The sequence below is a fragment of the Arthrobacter sp. P1_H7 genome (assembly GCF_056405215.1).
This window is the reverse complement of sequence record NZ_JBFUCO010000016.1, coordinates 88,455-107,357: the sequence shown is the minus strand read 5'-3', so window position 1 is coordinate 107,357 and position 18,903 is coordinate 88,455. Positions and strand designations below refer to the sequence as shown.

At 65.5% G+C, this 18,903-nt stretch carries 21 protein-coding genes; 10 read left to right on the top strand and 11 right to left on the bottom strand.

Translation table 11 applies throughout. The features are described from left to right. Nucleotides 1–19: 19 nt before the first annotated feature. Nucleotides 20–409, bottom strand: a complete 390-nt coding sequence (locus AC1DXI_RS15835; protein ID WP_026266362.1) for a VOC family protein — start codon at nt 407–409, stop codon at nt 20–22. Nucleotides 410–831: 422 nt separating this feature from the next. Here AC1DXI_RS15835 and AC1DXI_RS15830 point away from each other — a divergent pair, with 422 nt between their 5' ends. Then, entirely contained in the window at nt 832–1,050 is a 219-nt protein-coding gene (locus tag AC1DXI_RS15830; protein WP_231386238.1) for a hypothetical protein, read from the top strand. Between the two features lie 134 nt (nt 1,051–1,184). Here AC1DXI_RS15830 and AC1DXI_RS15825 read toward each other — a convergent pair whose 3' ends face one another. Then, complete coding sequence (locus AC1DXI_RS15825; protein ID WP_476939405.1) at nt 1,185–1,577, bottom strand: SHOCT domain-containing protein; 393 nt, start codon at nt 1,575–1,577, stop codon at nt 1,185–1,187. A gap of 108 nt (nt 1,578–1,685) precedes the next feature. After that, nucleotides 1,686–1,841, bottom strand: coding sequence for a hypothetical protein (locus AC1DXI_RS15820; protein WP_018773067.1), 156 nt, complete (start codon nt 1,839–1,841; stop codon nt 1,686–1,688). Between the two features lie 131 nt (nt 1,842–1,972). On the opposite strand from AC1DXI_RS15820, the gene AC1DXI_RS15815 reads away from it, so the two are divergent. Further along, nucleotides 1,973–2,416, top strand: a complete 444-nt coding sequence (locus AC1DXI_RS15815; RefSeq protein ID WP_476939404.1) for a DUF3054 domain-containing protein — start codon at nt 1,973–1,975, stop codon at nt 2,414–2,416. 88 nt (nt 2,417–2,504) lie between these two features. Beyond that, nucleotides 2,505–2,786 carry an Lrp/AsnC family transcriptional regulator gene (locus tag AC1DXI_RS15810; protein ID WP_028276733.1) on the top strand — a complete coding sequence of 94 codons (282 nt, stop codon included), beginning with the start codon at nt 2,505–2,507 and terminating at the stop codon, nt 2,784–2,786. 71 nt (nt 2,787–2,857) lie between these two features. Here AC1DXI_RS15810 and trpD read toward each other — a convergent pair whose 3' ends face one another. Further along, nucleotides 2,858–3,919, bottom strand: coding sequence for an anthranilate phosphoribosyltransferase (gene trpD / locus AC1DXI_RS15805; RefSeq protein ID WP_476939403.1), 1,062 nt, complete (start codon nt 3,917–3,919; stop codon nt 2,858–2,860). A 148-nt stretch (nt 3,920–4,067) separates the two neighbouring features. Here trpD and ctaE point away from each other — a divergent pair, with 148 nt between their 5' ends. The 4 genes from ctaE to qcrB all read left to right on the top strand — a co-directional run bounded on the left by ctaE (nt 4,068) and on the right by qcrB (nt 8,517). Beyond that, nucleotides 4,068–4,706: an aa3-type cytochrome oxidase subunit III gene (gene ctaE / locus AC1DXI_RS15800; protein WP_173403075.1), complete on the top strand. Its 639-nt coding sequence runs from the start codon at nt 4,068–4,070 to the stop codon at nt 4,704–4,706. A gap of 86 nt (nt 4,707–4,792) precedes the next feature. Then, entirely contained in the window at nt 4,793–5,581 is a 789-nt protein-coding gene (gene qcrC, locus AC1DXI_RS15795) for a cytochrome bc1 complex diheme cytochrome c subunit (protein ID WP_026537316.1), read from the top strand. Between the two features lie 100 nt (nt 5,582–5,681). Beyond that, the gene (gene qcrA, locus AC1DXI_RS15790; RefSeq protein WP_026266363.1) at nt 5,682–6,752 is read left to right on the top strand and encodes a cytochrome bc1 complex Rieske iron-sulfur subunit; all 1,071 of its coding nucleotides are present in this window, start codon (nt 5,682–5,684) and stop codon (nt 6,750–6,752) included. Then, entirely contained in the window at nt 6,730–8,517 is a 1,788-nt protein-coding gene (gene qcrB, locus AC1DXI_RS15785) for a cytochrome bc1 complex cytochrome b subunit (RefSeq protein ID WP_476939402.1), read from the top strand. The genes qcrA and qcrB overlap by 23 nt, the downstream gene beginning before the upstream one ends. On the opposite strand, the gene AC1DXI_RS15780 is transcribed toward qcrB, so the two are convergent. After that, the gene (locus AC1DXI_RS15780) at nt 8,483–9,274 is read right to left on the bottom strand and encodes a GntR family transcriptional regulator (protein WP_476939401.1); all 792 of its coding nucleotides are present in this window, start codon (nt 9,272–9,274) and stop codon (nt 8,483–8,485) included. The two genes, qcrB and AC1DXI_RS15780, sit on opposite strands and share 35 nt — an antisense overlap. 272 nt (nt 9,275–9,546) lie before the next feature. On the opposite strand from AC1DXI_RS15780, the gene AC1DXI_RS15775 reads away from it, so the two are divergent. Beyond that, nucleotides 9,547–9,840, top strand: a complete 294-nt coding sequence (locus AC1DXI_RS15775; RefSeq protein ID WP_476939400.1) for an HPr family phosphocarrier protein — start codon at nt 9,547–9,549, stop codon at nt 9,838–9,840. A 109-nt stretch (nt 9,841–9,949) separates the two neighbouring features. On the opposite strand, the gene AC1DXI_RS15770 is transcribed toward AC1DXI_RS15775, so the two are convergent. The 5 genes from AC1DXI_RS15770 to AC1DXI_RS15750 form a co-directional block, all read right to left on the bottom strand. Next, nucleotides 9,950–10,351 (bottom strand): cytochrome c oxidase subunit 4, encoded by a 402-nt coding sequence (locus AC1DXI_RS15770; protein WP_018773077.1) that lies wholly within the window; start codon nt 10,349–10,351, stop codon nt 9,950–9,952. Further along, a complete protein-coding gene (gene ctaD / locus AC1DXI_RS15765) occupies nt 10,348–12,069 on the bottom strand; it encodes an aa3-type cytochrome oxidase subunit I (RefSeq protein WP_018773078.1) in 1,722 nt (573 codons plus the stop codon). The genes AC1DXI_RS15770 and ctaD overlap by 4 nt, the downstream gene beginning before the upstream one ends. Nucleotides 12,070–12,079: 10 nt before the next feature. Then, complete coding sequence (gene ctaC / locus AC1DXI_RS15760; protein ID WP_026266365.1) at nt 12,080–12,952, bottom strand: aa3-type cytochrome oxidase subunit II; 873 nt, start codon at nt 12,950–12,952, stop codon at nt 12,080–12,082. A 207-nt stretch (nt 12,953–13,159) separates the two neighbouring features. Further along, nucleotides 13,160–13,549, bottom strand: coding sequence for a HesB/IscA family protein (locus tag AC1DXI_RS15755; RefSeq protein WP_476939399.1), 390 nt, complete (start codon nt 13,547–13,549; stop codon nt 13,160–13,162). A gap of 170 nt (nt 13,550–13,719) precedes the next feature. Continuing rightward, entirely contained in the window at nt 13,720–15,150 is a 1,431-nt protein-coding gene (locus AC1DXI_RS15750; protein WP_476939398.1) for a M20/M25/M40 family metallo-hydrolase, read from the bottom strand. A 106-nt stretch (nt 15,151–15,256) separates the two neighbouring features. On the opposite strand from AC1DXI_RS15750, the gene AC1DXI_RS15745 reads away from it, so the two are divergent. Further along, complete coding sequence (locus AC1DXI_RS15745) at nt 15,257–15,856, top strand: DUF3043 domain-containing protein (protein ID WP_223917351.1); 600 nt, start codon at nt 15,257–15,259, stop codon at nt 15,854–15,856. A 101-nt stretch (nt 15,857–15,957) separates the two neighbouring features. On the opposite strand, the gene AC1DXI_RS15740 is transcribed toward AC1DXI_RS15745, so the two are convergent. Continuing rightward, nucleotides 15,958–17,031, bottom strand: coding sequence for a quinone-dependent dihydroorotate dehydrogenase (locus AC1DXI_RS15740; protein ID WP_476939397.1), 1,074 nt, complete (start codon nt 17,029–17,031; stop codon nt 15,958–15,960). Between the two features lie 150 nt (nt 17,032–17,181). Between AC1DXI_RS15740 and AC1DXI_RS15735 the strand changes: the two genes are divergently transcribed. After that, complete coding sequence (locus tag AC1DXI_RS15735; RefSeq protein WP_476939396.1) at nt 17,182–18,876, top strand: FAD-binding dehydrogenase; 1,695 nt, start codon at nt 17,182–17,184, stop codon at nt 18,874–18,876. The last annotated feature ends 27 nt before the right edge of the window (nt 18,877–18,903 follow it).

Below are 18,903 nucleotides of genomic sequence, written 5' to 3'. Positions count from 1 at the left end.
GCCGTCGAATGGTCCAGCCTTAGGAGCCAGCTTGCCTAGCGTCCGGCCCCGTAGCTTCCTGTATGACCCAGCGGTTGCCATCCGGGTCACTGAAGTAGGCGAAGGCGATTCCACCCATGTCTTGGACTTCGCTGACTTCTGCTCCCCGCTGGAGCAGCTCCGCCCGCGTGGACGCCATATCGGGGACCACCAACTGCAGGCCCTCCAGGCTCCCCGGCGGCATGCTGGTCATTCCCGTGCCGATGACTATGGAGGTGGCGGAGCCGGGTGGCGTGAGTTGCACGACCCTCATGCCCGGTATGTATTCGACGTCGTGGTCCAGGACGAACCCGAGTCGGTCCGTATAGAACGACTTGGCCTTGTCCACATCACTGACGGGTACTTGTACGACCTCGAGGCGCATCTCCATGCGCCCCACAATACCCCGGCGGTCGCGCCGGAAGACAGGTACGGACAATGCCGCTGCGGGGAGGTCGGATGGCGCCTGCCGCGATTTTTCGAATACGCGAATAAGCTCTCCACAGCTACGACACCATGCATGAAGCGCCGGAGCGCAGCGCCGGGAAGAACCGGGTTCGCGAAGGCCCGGGAAATTGCTCGTCAAGCTCGCGGCACAGTGGACACACGTTGCGGCTTGGGACAGCTACAAGGAGATGGATTTAGATGCCGCTAGATCAGCTTTTCGCAATACTCGCCTGCACACTTCTGGCTGGCCTGACCATTTTCCAAGGCGCGTTGGCCGCCGGTGCCCCGCTCGGGAGATTGGCGTGGGGCGGAAACTACCGTGTCCTCCCAGCCAAACTGCGAATCGGGAGCGCCATAACCATTGCCGTGTACGCACTCTTCGCCTACGCCGCGCTCGCAAAGGCCGACTTTGTCCCGGCCTTGGTCAGCGAATCCTTTACGGCGGTCACAGTGTGGGTGATGACGGCATACTTCGTGCTCGGCGTCCTCATGAACGGGATCTCCCGCAGTAAACCTGAGCGTCTCGTCATGACCCCCACCACGCTTGCCCTTGCAGCCCTCTACCTGGGTCTTGCACTCCACTGATGTCCAGCAGGGGAATCAGCGAAGATGAATCGTGCCGAACCCCACGCCGGACGTTGCGCGCCCCAAAGGAAAACGCAGCCGCGACGACGGCTGCGTTTTCCGCTGATGGGGTGGCCGACTTGAAGGCGGTGGAGTCAGGCCTGACTCAGCGCCTTCGCCTTAACAGCGTCGAATTCGCTCTGGGTCAGCGTGCCGGCGTCGAGGAGTTCCTTGGCCTTTGCGATTTCCTGGGACGGGGACGCCGTGGCCACGGAGCGGATGTATTCCGTTGTTGCCGCTTCTGCCTGCTGGGCGCTGCGGGCCTGGCGCTCGGCCATGCTGCGGCCCCGCGCGATCAGGTACACGAGAACCGTGAGGAACGGCACGAAGATCAGGAAGATGACCCACACGGCCTTGAGCCAACCGCTGAGTTCGTGGTCGCGGAAGATGTCGGTGATGACCGCAAACAGTGCGAAGAGATACGCGATGAACGCGAATGACCAAAAGAACAGCCAAATGAAGTTCCAGAATTGCTCCACGGGAGCCATCCTTCCGTTCTGAGGAAGCCCCGCTGGCATCCCTTACCCGCCAAGCTAGCCCGCCTGGGTTGGCCGCCGTTAGGACCAAAGGGCCTGATTTCAGCGGGGTGGCGGGGCCTAGAAGAAGTGCAGCTCGCTGGCCGCATCCGGCGAGGGGTGCACCACGGGAGCCTGGCCAAGTTCGAGAAGGATGTCGTTAATGCTCAGCTGGCCGTCCAGCTGAGGATCCAGCTGCACCGGGACAACAGCCTCCGGAACGGCGTCGCTACTCATGCCACGATCATATGTGCGGACAGTCCCTGAGCCTGGGGGCCACGCCGACCGGGGTCCGGGGCGGGCACCGGGGGCGTCATGCGCAATCCTCCTGCAGGGCAGCGATGGCCAGCGGGACTAGGCTTGGATGTATGCCTTCTCCAGCCCCCAGACTCCCCCGCCCGTCCGCCCAGGACAGTCCACGTACCGGCCTCCGGCCCGCGCAGACAGCGGCCCTGGCCGCATGCGCGGATGCACTGCTGATTCTGCTCTTCGCAGCGATTGGGCGCGACGCGCACCAGCGCGGAGAAATCATCACAGGTGTCTTTGCGACGGCGTGGCCGTTCCTGATTGGCGCGGCACTGGCATGGCTGGTCCTGCGGTTGTGGCATGACCCCCTGCGGGTGTGGCCCGCCGGCGTCGCTGTCTGGCTTGGAACCGTCGGCGTCGGCATGATCCTGCGGGCCCTCACCGGGCAGACGGTGGTGCTGCCCTTCATCATCGTGGCCCTGCTGAGCCTGGCCGTTTTCCTCTTGGGTTACCGGCTTGTGGCCGCGGGCGTCCGGCGGCTGCGTTCACGCCGCCGCCAGGCCTAATGCACTAGGCTTGCAGAAGATGGCAGCGCCCGTGCAAGGGCCGCCGACAGGCCCGCAAACGGCGCAACCGATCCGGAAAGGCTCACACGTGGTCACCGCATTCGTCCTGATTAAGACAAACGCTTCACGCATCCCGGAGACCGCCGAGGAAATCTCCGCCATCGCGGGGATCAGCGAGGTCTATTCCGTAACGGGCGAGTGGGACCTGATCGCGATCGCCCGGGTCGCCAAGCACGAGGACCTGGCGGACGTCATCGCGGACAAGCTCTCGAAAGTGCCCGGCGTCGCGCACACCACCACGCAGATCGCATTCCGCGCGTACTCCCAGCACGACCTCGATGCGGCCTTTGCCCTCGGTTTCGAGCAGTAGCGAACAACCCCCATACCAGGAGCACACAGGACGGGCCCGGCAGAATCTGCCGGGCCCGTCCTACTTGATCTTTAGGCGGTCTGAGACAGGGCGACCCACCTGTCCAGCACGGCGGCCGCCGCTCCGGATTCAATAGACTGCTCGGCGCGGCTAAACGCGGCGGCCATGCGGTCCGCCAGGGGGCCCACGGCGTCGAGGTCGAACGCCACCAGGCCGGCCGCAGCGTTGAGGAGCGCCGCATCGCGGGCCGGCCCCGGCGCACCGCCCAGGACGGCCCGGACGACGGCGGCATTGGCCACCGCGTCGCCGCCGCGCAGCTCCTCCAGTGTGGCCGTCCGGATGCCGAGATCGCGCGGATCAAACATCTCTTCAGTTACCTCACCGTTGCGGATCTCCCACACCCGCGACGGGCCGGTGGTGGTGAGCTCATCCAGGCCGTCATTGCCGCGGAAAACCAGGCCCCGGCTGCCGCGCTTGGCCAGCACTCCGGCCACCAGCGGGGCCATCTGCTCATTGGCGACGCCCACCGCCGACGCCTGGACATGTGCCGGGTTGATCATGGGGCCAAGGAAGTTGAACGCCGTCGGAACGCCGAGTTCGCGGCGGGCGACGGCGGCATGCCGCATCGAGGGGTGGAAAACCTGGGCGAAGCAAAACGTGATTCCCGCCTCTTCGGCGTTGAGCGCCACGCGGGGAATGGGTAGATCCAGCCGGACACCGAGGGCCTCCAGGACATCGGCGGAGCCTGACGAGGACGACGACGCACGGTTGCCGTGCTTGACCACCCTGGCCCCAGCTCCGGCGGCGATAAGGGCGGCCATCGTGGAGATGTTGACCGTGTTCTGCTGGTCGCCACCCGTGCCGACGATGTCCAGCTTCTCACCGGCAATGTCAATGGGGTTGGAGTTGGAGATCATCGCCTCCACCAGGCCAGCCAGCTCATCCACGGTCTCGCCCTTGGCGCGCAGCGCCACCAGGAATCCCGCCACCTGGGCCGGCGTCGCCTCACCGGACATGATGGAGTTCATGGCCCACTCAGTGCTCCCGGCGGTGAGGTCGGCGCCGCTGATGAGAGCGTTGATGAGCCGCGGCCAGGTGTTGCCTGCCGCCTGTGCAGATGCCTGTGAAGTCACCTCCCGATGCTATCGAGGTCGGCCCGGCAAAGACCAATGTGAACCCCGCCGGGAACTTTTCCGCGCGAATTCGCGTCTTTGTAGAAAAAGTCCTCCGAAAACGCGGTTTGCGTTGGGCAGGACGGACTTTTATAGACATAATGTCTATGTGACATCTGCGACCCATGCCCCCAGTACCCCGGCGCACCCGACGCTGAACCGCCCGAACATGGTTTCTGTTGGAACCGTTGTGTGGCTGTCCAGTGAGTTGATGTTCTTCGCCGGTCTCTTCGCCATGTACTTCACACTCCGTTCGACTTCCGGACTGATGTGGGCCGAAGAGACAGCCAAGCTCAACTTCCCGTTTGCGCTCGTTAACACGATCGTCCTCGTGGCAAGTTCCTTTACTTGCCAGATGGGCGTCTTCGCTGCCGAGCGGCTCCAGCCGCGCCGGACCGGCGGACGCTTCAGCTTTACCCAGTGGGGAATGAACGGATGGTTCATCCTGACGTTCCTCATGGGTTCCTTCTTCGTCGCCGGCCAGGCGACCGAGTACGCCATGCTCGTTTCCGAGCATGTCTCGCTGTCCTCCAACGCCTACGGTTCGGCCTTCTACATAACGACGGGCTTCCACGGCCTGCACGTCATCGGCGGTCTGATTGCCTTCCTGCTCATCATGGGCCGCTCCTTCGCCGCGAAGAAGTTCGGACACTTTGAAGCGACTTCGGCGATTGTCACCTCGTACTACTGGCACTTCGTGGACGTCGTCTGGATTGGCCTCTTCCTGGTCATCTACGTCCTCAAGTAGTCAGACTTGACTCTTTTTCTACAAGAGGCAGAATTTCAAGAAGCGGCTCCCGGAGCCACCGCAGGATCGAATAAAGGAACCACCACGTGAAGGCACTCTCGCAGAAGCGACGTCACCCACTGGCAGCAATTGCACTGCTGCTGATGGGCCTCTTGGTCACGGGTGGGCTGTACGCCGTTGCCACCACCGTCAACCAGGCCAAGGCCGACACCACCACCTACAGCGCAAGCGACGTAGAGGAAGGCGGCAAACTCTTTGCCGCCAACTGCGCCACCTGCCACGGCATGGGTGCCAGCGGATCGCAGGCCGGACCGTCCCTTGTGGGCGTCGGCGCCGCCGCTGTTGACTTCCAGGTCGGCACCGGCCGCATGCCCATGCAGATGAACGGCCCGCAGGCCTACAAGAAGCCCGCCCAGTTCAATGAGGAACAGACCAAGCAGCTGGCTGCTTACGTTGCCTCCCTCGGCCCCGGCCCGGCCATCCCCGAGGCAGGTGTGCTCGATGAGAAGGGCGACGCCGCCAAGGGTGGCGAGCTGTTCCGCACGAACTGCGCCATGTGCCACAACGCTGCCGCTGCCGGCGGTGCACTGACCCGGGGCAAGTTCGCTCCGGCCCTCGCAGGCGTCTCCGGCCAGCACATCTACGAAGCCATGGTCACCGGCCCGCAGAACATGCCGGTCTTCAGCGACGCGAACATCTCCCCGGAGGGCAAGCGCGACATCATCACGTTCCTGAAGCAGATTGAGGCCAACGGTTCGCCCGGCGGCGCCGATCTTGGCGCACTGGGACCGGTTTCCGAAGGTCTCTTTGTCTGGATTGCCGGCTTGGGCGTCATCATCGCGTTCACCATCTGGCTCACGTCCCGCACGTCCTAAGCGGACCTTGCACCTGTAAGAATTTTCTGCTGACCCGTCAGCAGTTTGAATTGAAACCTAACTCGGCACTCGCCGAGACGAGAGAAGGATGAGGCGAATTATGGGCAACCATAGTGACGGCGGTCCGAACGACTCGGGCACCGTAGCTACGGCTGGTCAGAATGAGGTGGAGAAATTCCAGGATCCTGGAATTCCCCCGCACCGTTTGCGCCTGGCTGACACGGACCCGAAGGCCGCAAAAAAGGCAGAACGGCAGGTAGCCCTTCTGTTCGGCATCTCGGTCGTTGGCACCTTGATATTCCTGGTGGCGTATTTCGCGATCGATCTGGGGGATGATTCCACGATCGCCACGATCCGTCTCCAGAATGCACTGCTGGGCCTGGGTACCGCGTTCGCGATGCTGGGCATCGGCACCGGTATCGTCCACTGGGCCAAGGCCCTCATGCCGGACCACGAGGTCTCGGAAGAGCGCCACGCGATCCGCACCGAGGAAGACCGCCAGGCTGCCGTCCGCATCGTCGATGACATTGTGGAAGAAACCGGCATCAAGCGCCGGCCGCTGATCCGCAACACCCTGCTCGGCGCCGTCGCACTGGCACCCCTGCCGGCCTTGGCCATCTTTGGTGACCTCGGTCCCCGGCCGGATGACACGCTGGCCCACACCATGTGGGCCCCGCAGGACGGCAAACTCAAGCGTCTCGCCCGCGACCCCGATGGCACTCCGATCAAAGCCGCGGACGTCACTTTGGGCTCTGCTTTCCACGTCATCCCGGAAGGGCTGAACGAGCTGAGCGAAGGCAAGCTGAATGAGAAGGCGAAGTCCGTTGTCCTCCTCATGCGCCTGAACCCCGAGGAGCTCCACCCCTCTCCCGGGCGCGAAGACTGGGCCTACAACGGAATCGTTGCCTACTCCAAGATCTGCACCCACGTGGGCTGCCCTGTTGCCCTCTACGAGCAGCAGACGCACCACCTGCTGTGCCCGTGCCACCAGTCCACCTTCGACCTGACCCAGCAGTGCAAGGTGATCTTCGGCCCCGCTAGCCGCCCCCTCCCCCAGCTGCCGATCTCCGTCGACTCTGAGGGTTACCTCGTCGCCACGAGCGACTTCCATGAACCCGTTGGACCGACCTACTGGGAGCGTGAGCAGCATGTCCTCATCCCAAACTCCTGATGCCCCCGTCTTCGTCGCCAAAACCTCAGGCGGCCGCATCACCGACTTCGTCGACCAGCGTGTTGGCGGCTCCGGAATCCTCCGTGAATTCGGCCGGAAGGTCTTCCCGGACCACTGGTCGTTCATGTTCGGCGAAGTGGCGCTGTACTCCTTCGTCATCCTGTTGCTCTCGGGCACTTTCCTGACCTTCTTCTTCGATCCGTCCATGGCGGAGACGCACTACGCGGGCTCTTACGCGCCCCTGAAGAACGTTGAAATGTCCGTGGCGTACAGCTCCTCACTGGACATCTCCTTCGATGTTCGTGGCGGCATGTTCATGCGCCAGGTACACCACTGGTCAGCCCTGCTGTTCGTAGCCTCTGTCTCCGTGCACATGCTTCGCGTGTTCTTCACCGGCGCATTCCGCAAGCCCCGCGAACTGAACTGGGTGGTCGGCAGCGTCCTGCTCATCCTCTCCATGGCCGCAGGCTTCACCGGCTACTCACTCCCCGATGACCTGCTCTCCGGCAACGGCCTGCGCATCATCGACGGCGTCATCAAGTCCATCCCGGTCATCGGCACTTACACCTCGTTCTTCCTCTTCGGCGGCGAGTTCCCGGGCACCATGATCATCAGCCGCCTGTACATGCTCCACATCCTCCTGGTTCCCGCGCTCATCCTGCTGATGATCGTGATGCACCTCTTCATGGTGGTTGTGCACAAGCACACGCAGTACCCCGGCCCCGGCCGCAATGACGGAAACGTCGTCGGCTACCCCCTGGGACCGGTTTACGCGGCGAAGGCCGGCGGCTTCTTCTTCATCGTGTTCGGTGTCGTTGCCCTCATGGCGGCGTTCTTCACCATCAACCCGATTTGGAACTACGGCCCGTACGACCCCTCCCCGGTTTCGGCTGGCACCCAGCCTGACTGGTACATCGGTTTCGTTGACGGCGCCCTGCGCCTGATGCCGGGCACGATCGGTGATTGGAAGGTTGAGCAGATCTGGTTCGGCCACATGTTCACGTTCAACGTGCTGCTTCCGGCCCTGGTCCCCGCGGGCATCCTCTTCACGGTCATGTTTGCCTACCCGTGGATCGAACGCTGGATCACCAAGGACAACCGGGAGCACCACGTCCTGGACCGTCCCCGCAACGCTCCTACCCGTACGGCAATCGGCATGGCCGGTTTCGTCTGGTACTGCGTGATGTGGGCAGCCGCCGGCTCGGACCTCATCGCCACCCACTTCCATGTGGCCCTGAACGATGTGACCTATTGGCTGCGCGCGCTGTTCTTCATCGGCCCGGTCATCGCGTTCATCGTCACGAAGCGGGTCGCCCTGGCGCTCCAGCGCAAGGACCGCGAGATTGCCCTCCACGGCCGTGAAACCGGCCGCATCGTGCGCCTGCCGCACGGAGAGTTCATCGAGGTCCACGCCCCGCTGGATGAATACAAGCGCTACAAGCTGGTCGGCTTCGAGTCCCCGGCCCCGCTCCCCGCGGTGCCGAACGAGAACGGCGTCGTCGACCGCAGGGAAAAGCGCCGCGCGAAGCTGTCCCGCTGGTTCTTCGAGGACCGGGTTGCCCCGGCCACTCCGGCAGAGCTGGAGGCCGCTCACGGCCACCACGGCGCCCACGAGGCCGTGTCCCTTGGGGACCGGGCCTTCCTGCATTCCCAACGAAACAACAGCAACACTGGGTCACTTCGCGCAAGCCCCCTTCGGGATGGGCGCGAAGTGAGCCGAGGTGTTGTGGCTAGGGGCGGTACCCCGAGGCGTAGTTGCGGGTAGGCCGGACGCCGGGGCGTTGCAGGGGCACCCAGAGCTTGTAGCGGTCGGCACGGTAGTAGGACACGGAGTAGTCCACCATGGCGCGGGCCACAAAGGCGTGCCGCTGGATTTTCAGCAGCGGAGTTCCGACCTCGACGTTCAGGAGCCGGGCCGTGGACGGCGACGCCGCTGTGGCCTCGATCATGTCCTCGCCCCACTCCATCACCAGCCCGTAGCGTTCGCTCAGCACGTTGTAGAGGGATGTGGGCGGTTCGCCGTCCAGCAGCCCGGGAACCCGGTGAGCCGGGATGAAGTTCTCGTCCACGCTCATCGGCTCGTTGTCGGCCAGCAGGAGGCGCCGGAACCGGACCAGGGGTGTCCCTTCCTCCAACTGCAGCTCGCGGGCCAGGAAACCGCTCGCGCCAATCTGCTCGAAGCTCAGGACCTTGGCGGCGGGGACCATACCGCGGCGCTGCATCTCTTCGCTGTAGGAGGTCAGCTTCACCTGGAGATCCAGCTTGGGTTTGCGCACAAACGTGCCCAGGCCCACGACGCGCTCAATCACTTCCTCGCCCACAAGGGCATCGATGGCCTGGCGCACGGTCATCCGGGCCAGGCCGAAGCGCTGGGCGAGGTCCCGTTCGGAGGGCAGGGCAGATCCGGGCGGGCAGGCGGCGGCGATGTGCGCCCGCAGGATTTCCCGCAACTGCACGTAGATCGGCACCCCGTTCTCACGGTCGATCTCGCCGATCATTTTGGACGCGTTAGTGGACGCCATGCTTCAGCCTCCGGTCGCGGCCCGGCGCGGGAAAAACACTCATATCTCAAGGGTAAGCCCGTGGCCCGGCAGGTCTAGACCACGCCGCCGACTCAAGTCGTGCGGGGCACTCCCCCGCGGCTACCCTAGAAGGTACAGACCGGAGCCGGGTCGAGGGCGCCCGCCCGGTCCGGCGGACTGCCTGCCGAACGTCCGCCACCTGGATCGCGGTCGGGTGGCCGGCCCGCCCAGTAGCAGCACGTACCGAACAACACCAGCATGAGGGAGTCCCGTTGCCAGTTCGCAAGGCAATCGTCACGGCCGCCATCGGCCTCCACGCCCGGCCGGCGGCAGTATTTGTCAGGGCGGTCACGGCGACCGGCCTCCCGGTGACCATCAGCAAGGACGGCAGGCCCGGCGTCGACGCCCGTTCGCTCCTGGAGGTCATGACCGAGGACTTCGAGTGTGGCTGTGAGGTGGAGCTGGCCGTCGCTGCGGACGCCCTCCCGGCCGCCTGCAGCACCGCAGAGGCCGAGGGTGCGCTGGAGGAACTCCGGATCCTCTTGGAGTCGGCAGCGGCGTCCTGAGGGGCGCACGCGGGCCGGACGCGCGAGGGCGCACCGCACCCAGCCGGCAGGAACACACCATTGGTGGGGCCCGCCGTCGTTTGTTCTGAACTTTTAGTCCGGGTGCGCGCTAGTGCGCGTGGTCACCACGGCTGTACTCGTAGACCCAGCCGACCAGTGCGACCACTGCCATTCCGCCGGCGATGAAGACGATCCACCAGCCCACGGCCAGGCCGAGGAACCCTGCGGCGCAGGACAGGCCCAGCATCAGCGGCCACCAGCTCCAGGGGCTGAAGTGTCCCTGCTCGCCGGCGCCTTCGTGGATCTCGGCGTCGTTGCGGTCCTCGGGGCGCATGCCCACGCGCCGGCCGGTGAAGCCGAGGTAGGCGCCGATCATGCCGGCGAGGCCGCCAACCAGCAGGATGGCCAGTGCGCCCACCCATTCGGTCCAGTTGGTCAGGTAACCGTAGATGAATGCCACGGGCACGAAGAAGAAGACGCCGAAGCCAAAGATCCTAGATTCGATTTTCACTTGGCGGTGTCCTTCTGGTCGGCGTTACCGAGAGCCGCTGCTGCCGGAGCAGGCGAATCCACGGTGTAGGACTGGGAAAGCTCCGGGTGGTGCAGGTCCAGGGCAGGACGCTCGGAGCGGATGCGGGGCAGGGAGGTGAAGTTGTGGCGCGGCGGCGGGCAGGACGTGGCCCACTCCAGGGAGGCACCGAAGCCCCACGGGTCATCAACTTCCACCCGCTCGTTGCTGCGCCAGGTGATGTAGACGTTCCAGAAGAACGGAATCAGCGACGCGCCGAGGACGAACGAGGCGATCGTGGAGAACTGGTTCATCCACGTGAAGTTGTCCTGCGGCATGTAGTCGGCGTAGCGGCGGGGCATGCCCTCGACACCAAGCCAGTGCTGGATCAGGAAGGTTCCGTGGAAGCCCAGGAACAGCATCCAGAAGTGGATCTTGCCGAGGCGCTCGTTGAGCATCTTGCCGGTCCACTTGGGCCACCAGAAGTAGAAGCCGGCGAACATGGCGAACACGACGGTGCCGAAGACCACGTAGTGGAAGTGCGCCACCACGAAGTAGGAGTCCGAGACGTGGAAGTCCAGCGGCGGCGAGGCCAGGATGATGCCGGTGAGGCCACCGAAGAGGAACGTCGCCAGGAAGCCGATGCTCCACAGCATGGGGGTCTCAAACGTGATGGAACCGCGCCACATGGTGCCGATCCAGTTGAAGAACTTCACGCCGGTCGGAACGGCGATGAGCATTGTCATGAAGGAGAAGAACGGCAGCAGTACCGAACCGGTGACGTACATGTGGTGGGCCCACACGGTCACGGACAGGGCGGCGATGGAGATGGTCGCGTAGACCAGGCCCTTGTAGCCGAAGATCGGCTTGCGGCTGAAGACCGGGAAGATCTCGGAGACGATGCCGAAGAACGGCAGCGCAATGATGTACACCTCAGGGTGGCCGAAGAACCAGAACAGGTGTTGCCAGAGGACGGCACCGCCGTTCTCGGGGTCAAAGATGTGCGCACCGAAGCGGCGGTCCGCGCCAAGGGCAAACAGCGCTGCGGCCAGCGGCGGGAAGGCCATCAGGACCAGGATGGAGGTTACGAGGGCGTTCCAGGTGAAGATCGGCATCCGCCACATGGTCATGCCCGGGGCGCGCATGCAGATGATGGTGGTGATGAAGTTGACCGCACCAAGGATGGTGCCGAAGCCGGAGAGCGCCAGGCCGAAGACCCAGAGGTCACCGCCCACGCCGGGGCTGAACGTCGTGTTGGACAGCGGCGCGTACGCGAACCAGCCGAACGACGCGGCACCTTGAGGGGTGATGAAGCCGGAGACGGCGATCGTGGAGCCGAAGAGGAAGAACCAGAAGGCCAGTGCGTTCAGTCGCGGGAAGGCGACGTCGGGGGCACCGATCTGCAGCGGCATGATGACGTTGGTGAAGCCGGCGAACAGCGGCGTCGCGAACATCAGCAGCATGACGGTGCCGTGCATGGTGAAGAGCTGGTTGTACTGCTCTTTGGTCTGCAGGATCTGCATGCCGGGCTCGAAGAGCTCGGCACGGATCAGCAGCGCCATGATGCCGCCGAAGCAGAAGAAGATGAACGACGCGATCAGGTACATGTACCCGATCGTTTTGTGGTCGGTCGAGGTGATCCAGTTGACGACGATGCGTCCCTTGGACTTCGGTACTACGGGAGCCTCGAGGATCCCGGCGGATTGAGTGTAAGTTGCCACGTCGCTCCCCTTACTTGGTTTCGGCCGGGGCCGGGTTGCGGTCGTACTCTTCACCGAGCAGGCCGGTGTTCCCGTCCTGGCGCAGCTTGTCCATGTGCGCCTGGAACTCCGACTCGGAGACAACCTTTACGCGGAACAGCATTTCGGAGTGGTACTCGCCACAAAGTTCGGCGCACTTACCGTCGTAGGTGCCCTCCCTGGTGGGCGTCAACCGGATGTAGTTGGTCTTGCCGGGAATCATGTCGCGCTTCTGCAGGAAGGCAGGGACCCAGAAAGAGTGGATGACGTCGCGCGCGTTGAGCTCGAGGTCAACCGACTTGTTGACCGGCAGGTACAGGGTGGGCAGCTTTTCCTTGTCCACGTCGTTGCCGGTCAGGTGCGCCTGGACGCCCGCTTCGTGCACGTCCTCGGTAACGACGTTGCCCTTCAAGTAGTTGAAGTCCCAGGCCCACTGCTTGCCGCGGACGTCGACGACGACGTCGGCCGGCGTTGAGCGGTCATCGATCGACTGCTGATCGCGGTCGGTGAAGTAGAAGAACACCAGGACCATGAACAGCGGGATCGTCAGGTAGAACACCTCAAGCGGAAGGTTGAAGCTGCTCTGGCGCGGGAAGCCCACGGTGCCCTTGCGGCGCCGGTAAGCGACGATGCACCAGATCATCAGGCCCCAGGTGATGATGCCGACGACCAGCGCGGCAATCCATGAGTTGACCCAGAGGTCCATGATGAGGTCAGTGTGATTGGTGGTGCCACGCTCGGTGGGCAACCAGCCCTTCTGTACCTCTGGTGAACATCCAGTCAAAGCCAACGCGCCGGCTAGTGCCAAGCCAGTGATCGTAGTGATCTGTTTGCGTCGGCTGCCGGTTCGGTTCTGCGAACTCACAGACGGCCCTTCCTACTTGTTGCTGTTGCCCCGCAAATTACGGGCAGGGCAAACGAAAAGTTTTACTACTCGGTGTAGAGCTTACCGCTCCCCGGGAGTTTTCGCCCACATGTCCGCACCGTGCGTCGGGAGCTTTTTGTAGGCGCCGCTCGTTGAGGATCCTGCGGCACTAAGGCCGGGCAAAATGCCCGGCCTTAGTGGAAGGAATTAGTGGAAAGAATCTCCGCAGGCGCAGGACCCGCCGGCATTCGGGTTGTCGATCGTGAAGCCCTGCTTGGCGATGGTGTCCTCGAAATCGATGCTGGCACCGCTGAGGTAAGGAACACTCATCTTGTCGACGACGACTTCCACGCCGTCGTAGTCGCGCACAGCGTCCCCGTCGAGCAGCCGCTCGTCGAAGTAGAGCTGGTAAATCAGGCCGGAGCAACCGCCGGGCTGCACGGCAACGCGGAGGCGCAGGTCGGTGCGGCCTTCCTGCTCCAGCAGGCTGCGGACCTTTCCGGCCGCGACGTCGGTCAGCATGACCTCGTGCGTGGCCAGCTCGCCGGCCTCGGCGGCGGTGTTGCCGGCGCTGTTTTCATTGGTTGTAGTGCTCATGGCCTACCTTCTTGCAACGGTGGTGGCGGCCCCGTTCGCACGGTGCCCGCCCCTACTTAAACGGTATGGGCTATAGCTACATGCTACTTCGCGCAGCCTTGTAGCTCTAACTCCTGACGTAACTGTGGGAGACGGCTGGATGTTCCCCCGGCCCGCCAGTGCGCGGGGGGCTAGAGCGCGCCCTCGTCGTTCAGGCGCGCGAGCAGCAGGGCCTCGGCGACGATCGCGTTCCGGAAGTCGCCCAGGTGCAGCGATTCGTTGGCGCTGTGGGCGCGGGAATCGGGATCCTCGACGCCGGTGACCAGGATCTGCACGTCCGGGTAGAGATCCGTCAGGTCCGCGATGAAGGGAATCGATCCGCCGATCCCCATTTCGACGGCGGGCACGCCCCAGGCCTCGCCGAGGGCCCACATGGCCACGGACGCGGCCTTCGAGCTCGTGTCGGTCAGGAAAGAATTACCGCTCTCCCCCGGGGTGAATACGACCTGCGCGCCGAACGGGGCGTGGTCTTCGACGTGCTTGCGGACAGCCTCCATGGCGGCTTCCGGGTCCTGGCCGGGGGCCAGGCGCAGGCTGAACTTGGCCCGTGCCCGCGGCAGCAGGGTGTTGGAGGCCACGTCCACGGCCGGGGCGTCAAAACCGATGATGGACAGGGCGGGCTTGGTCCACATGCGTGAGGCAATGCTGCCGGTCCCGGCGAGCTTCACGCCGTCGAGCACGGAGGCGTCAGCGCGGTACTCCTCCTCGGTGAGGTCGACAACGACGTCATCGCGGCTCACCAGGCCCTTGATCGCGACGCTGCCCTCGTCGTCGTGGAGGGTCGCGATCAGGCGGGCCAGCAGGGTCGGGGCGTCGAGCACCGGGCCGCCGAACATGCCCGAATGCACGGCGTGGTCCAGCACCTTGACCTCGATGGTGCCGTCCACCAGGCCGCGCAGGCTGGTGGTGAGGGCCGGAATGCCGACCTTCCAGTTGCTGGAATCGGCTACGACGATCACATCCGCGCGGAGCAGCTCGCGGTGGGTTTCCAGGAACTGCCGGAACGTTGGCGAGCCGGCCTCCTCTTCGCCCTCGAAGAAGAACGTCACGCCCAGGCCCAGTTCGTCCCCGAGTACGCGCGTCACTGCCGAGTAGGCGGCGATGTGGGCGAGGATGCCGGCCTTGTCATCGGCGGCGCCGCGGCCGAAGAGCCTGCCGTCGCGCTCGACGGCGGTGAAGGGGTCGGTTTCCCACAGTGCCAGGTCGCCGGTGGGCTGGACGTCGTGGTGGGCGTACAGCAGGACTGTCGGCTTGCCCTCCGCGGCCGGGCGGCGGGCGACGACGGCGGGCCCGCCGGGAGTCCCGTCTTCCTTGTCGCAGCGGAGGATCCGGACGTCGTCGAAGCCGCTGGCCCGTACGAGACTGGCGACGGCGTCGGCGCTGCGGTTCAACGGGGCAGGATCAAAGCTGGGCCAGGCGATGCCCGGAATGGCGACAAGGTCCGTCAGCTGGCCGATCGTCTCGTCGAACGATTCGGCAACGGCCTGGCGGAGGGCCTCGGCATCGATGGTGCCGTCGTGGTCCATGGTGGTCTGCGGGTTCCCCGCGGTAGATGAAGTCATGGCCAAAACACTACCCGTGCTCTGAATCACTACAAACAGCGTCACGGCCGGGCCTGCACCGTGTGGGCTGGGTCTCGGGCCTGTGTCTGCGGGGTATTCTTTAGGGGTGTTTGGACGTAAAAAGGAAGCGCCATCGGCGCAGGACGTAGTTGACCAGCAGGCATCCGAGGCAGCAGCCCGTAGCGCCGTGACCGGCAAGGGCGCACCCACGCCCAAGCGCAGCGCCCAGGAGGCGGCCCGCAAGCGGCCCCTCGTGCCGGAGGACCGCAAGGCTTCCAAGGCTGCCGAGCGCGCCGCCGTAACGGAGCAGCGGCTCAAGATGCGGCAGGCCATGGACACCGGTGATGAGAAGTTCCTGCCGCTGAGGGACAAGGGTCCGCAGAAGCGGTTCGCCCGCGATTTCGTCGATGCCCGCTTCAGCCTTGGCGAGTTCCTCATGTTCGGGGCCCTGCTGTTTGTCATCATCTCCCTGCTCGTGCCGGCCTCCAGTGCACAGATGGTCTACGTCCTGGGCGCCTTCTGGGTCATGTTCCTCGCGGTCTTTGTGGACGTCTTCATCCTCTCCCGCAAGCTCAAGAAGCGGCTCGGCGAAAAGTTCGGCGACGTCGAGCGCGGCACCGTCTGGTACGGCTCCATGCGCTCCCTGCAGTTCCGCCGCCTGCGCCTGCCCAAGCCCCAGGTCCGGCGCGGCGAGTTCCCCGCTTAACATTCCCTTCCACTATTTTTCAACCGAGAAGCCCCCGGCAGTCACCTGCCGGGGGCTTCTTGGTTGCAGCGAAAGGTCCGGGCCCGAGTACCCCGTGAGCTTTAGCGCCGGCTCGGGTGGGTGGCCAGCAGCCGGTTGATGCGGGCGGCCCAGAAGGGGCCCTCATAAAGGAACGCCGTGTAGCCCTGGACGAGGGTGGCGCCGGCGTCCAGCCGTGCCTGCACATCCTGTGCCGTTTCGACGCCGCCCACCGAGACCAGGGTCAGTGCTCCGCCGGTGACGGCTTTGAGCCGGGTAAGGACCTCCAGGGACCGCTCCTTCAGGGGTGCCCCGGATAGACCTCCTGCCCCGCACGCCTCGACCTTGTCGGGGCTGGAGGCGAGCCCGGTGCGGGCGATCGTGGTATTGGTGGCGATGATGCCGTCCAGCTTCAGGTCGAGCGCCAGCCGCGCGACGTCGTCGATGTCCTCGTCGCTGAGGTCGGGCGCGATCTTGACCAGGAGGGGAACGTGGCGGCCGGCGGCCTTGTCCGCCTCCTCCCCCACTGCGCTCAGCAGCGGGCGCAGGGTCTCCACGTCCTGCAGCAACCGAAGCCCGGGGGTGTTGGGCGAGCTGACGTTCACCACGAGATAATCCGCTGCGGGGGCCAGGCTGCGCGCGCTGATCAGGTAATCGGACACCGCGTCCTCGAGCCCAACCACCTTGCTCTTGCCGATGTTCACCCCGATCACGGGCCGGACGCCGGGGTGCTGGCGCTGCAGGGCGGCGCGGGCGGACTTGAGGCGCGGGGCCACCGCCGCGGCGCCGTCGTTGTTGAACCCCATGCGGTTGATGACGGCTTTGTCCTCCACGAGGCGGAACAGCCGCGGCGCCGGGTTCCCGGGCTGGGCCTGGCCGGTGATGGTGCCGACCTCAACATGGCCGAAGCCGAGCTCGGCCAGCGCCTCGATGCCGAGGCCTTCCTTGTCGAAACCGGCCGCCAGGCCGAACGGCGACGGGAAGGTCAGGCCGAACGCCTGGGTCTGCAGCGACGCCGCCGGGGCGGTGAACTTCTGCAGCAACCGCCCGGCACCGCAGCTGTGGGCGAGGCGGATGGCCTTGAACCCGATCTTATGGGCGCGTTCGGCGTCCATCCATGAGAAGGCCAGCCGGAAGAATGTGGGATATACGCGCATGCCTCTAGTTTTCCGGTTCGGGCCGCGCAGACCAAACCAGTGCACGCGCCGGCACGGTTGTGACTGCCCGTTGTGACTGCCGTTGTGACTGCAACGCCGCACGCCCGGCCCCGGCGGCCGAAGGGCACCGGGGCGAGTTAGCATGAAGCCATGACCAGCAATGAGGGTGTCGGAACGGGCGGCCATGGGGCATCAGGGCGCGGGATCGAGGCCGACGTCGTAGTGGTCGGCGCCGGCCTGGCCGGGCTCGTGGCCGCGGCCCAGGCCTATGCCGCCGGCCGCCGGGTGGCGGTGCTCGATCAGGAACCCGAGGCCTCCGTCGGCGGCCAGGCGCACTGGTCCTTCGGCGGCCTTTTCCTGGTCAACACCCCGGAACAGCGGCGGCTCGGGGTCCGGGACAGCGAAGAGCTGGCCCTCGCCGACTGGCATGCGTCCGCGGGATTTGACCGGCCGGAGGACGCCCTGGCGAAGGAGTGGGCGGCGGCGTACGTGAACTTTGCCGCCGGGGAGAAGCGTGCCTGGCTCGCCTCGCTGGGCGTCGGGCTGTTTCCGCTGGTGCAGTGGGCCGAACGCGGCGGCTACGGTCCGGACGGCCACGGCAATACTGTCCCGCGCTTCCATGTCGCGTGGGGCACGGGACCTGCGCTGGTGGCCCCCTTCCTTGCCAAACTGCGCGAAGGCGAAGCTGCCGGCCGCGTGTCCTTCCATTTCCGCCACCGCGCCACTGGGCTCGTGAAAACCGCGGGCCGGGTCAGCGGCGTGCGCGGCGAACTGCTCGAGGCCAGCGGCGCGGGCCGGGGCGAAAGCTCTTCACGGCGTGTGGCCGGAAGTTTCGAGGCTGCGGCCGCGGCCGTGGTGGTGACAAGCGGCGGGATCGGCGGCAACCACGATATGGTCCGCAAGCAGTGGCCGGGCGGCGCGGCGCCGGAGCGGATGTTGAGTGGCGTGCCGGCATCCGTGGACGGGGATTTCCTCCCCGCCGTGGGCCGCGCCGGCGGACACCTCATCAACGGGGACCGGATGTGGCATTACCCGGAGGGCATCCACAACCATGCCCCGGTCTGGCCGCGGCACGGCATCCGGATCCTGCCCGGACCGTCGGCCCTGTGGCTGGACGCGACGGGGCGGATGCTCCCGCCTCCCCTGTTTCCGGGCTTCGATTCCCTCGGCGCCCTCCGCCACATCCTGGCCACGGGACATGCCCATTCATGGTTCGTCCTGAACCGCAGCATCGCCCTGAAGGAGTTCGCGCTGTCCGGATCCGAGCAGAACCCGGATCTCACGGACAAGGATGTCCGGCGGCTGGTCTCACGGCTGAAGCCCGGCAGCGACACGCCGCTGCAGCGGTTCCTGGACCGCGGGGTCGACTTTCTGCAGGCACGGGACCCCGCCGGGCTGGCCGGCCGGATGAACGAGTTGACGGGGGTGCAGCTCATCGACCCCGCGGCCCTGGAGCAGCTGATCCGCGACCGGGACCGGCAGTTTTCCAGCGGGATGGGCAAGGATCCGCAGTTGGCGGCGATCCGGGCAGCGCGGCGTTTCGCTACCGACAAGATCATGCGGGTGGCGCCGCCGCACCGGCTGCTGGATCCGCGGCACGGTCCGCTGCTTGCCGTCCGGCTCTCGGTCCTGACGCGCAAGAGCCTTGGCGGTGCGCAGACGGATCTGCAGTCGCGGGTCCTGGATGCCGTCGGGCAGCCCGTGCCCGGGCTGTTCGCGGCCGGTGAGGCCGCAGGGTTTGGCGGCGGCGGAATCCACGGCTACCGGGCACTCGAGGGGACGTTCCTGGGCGGGTGTCTCTTCTCCGGACGTTCGGCGGGCCGCGCCGCGGCGTCCGCGGCATAGCCGGCACGCAGCAAGCACCAAGTCAGC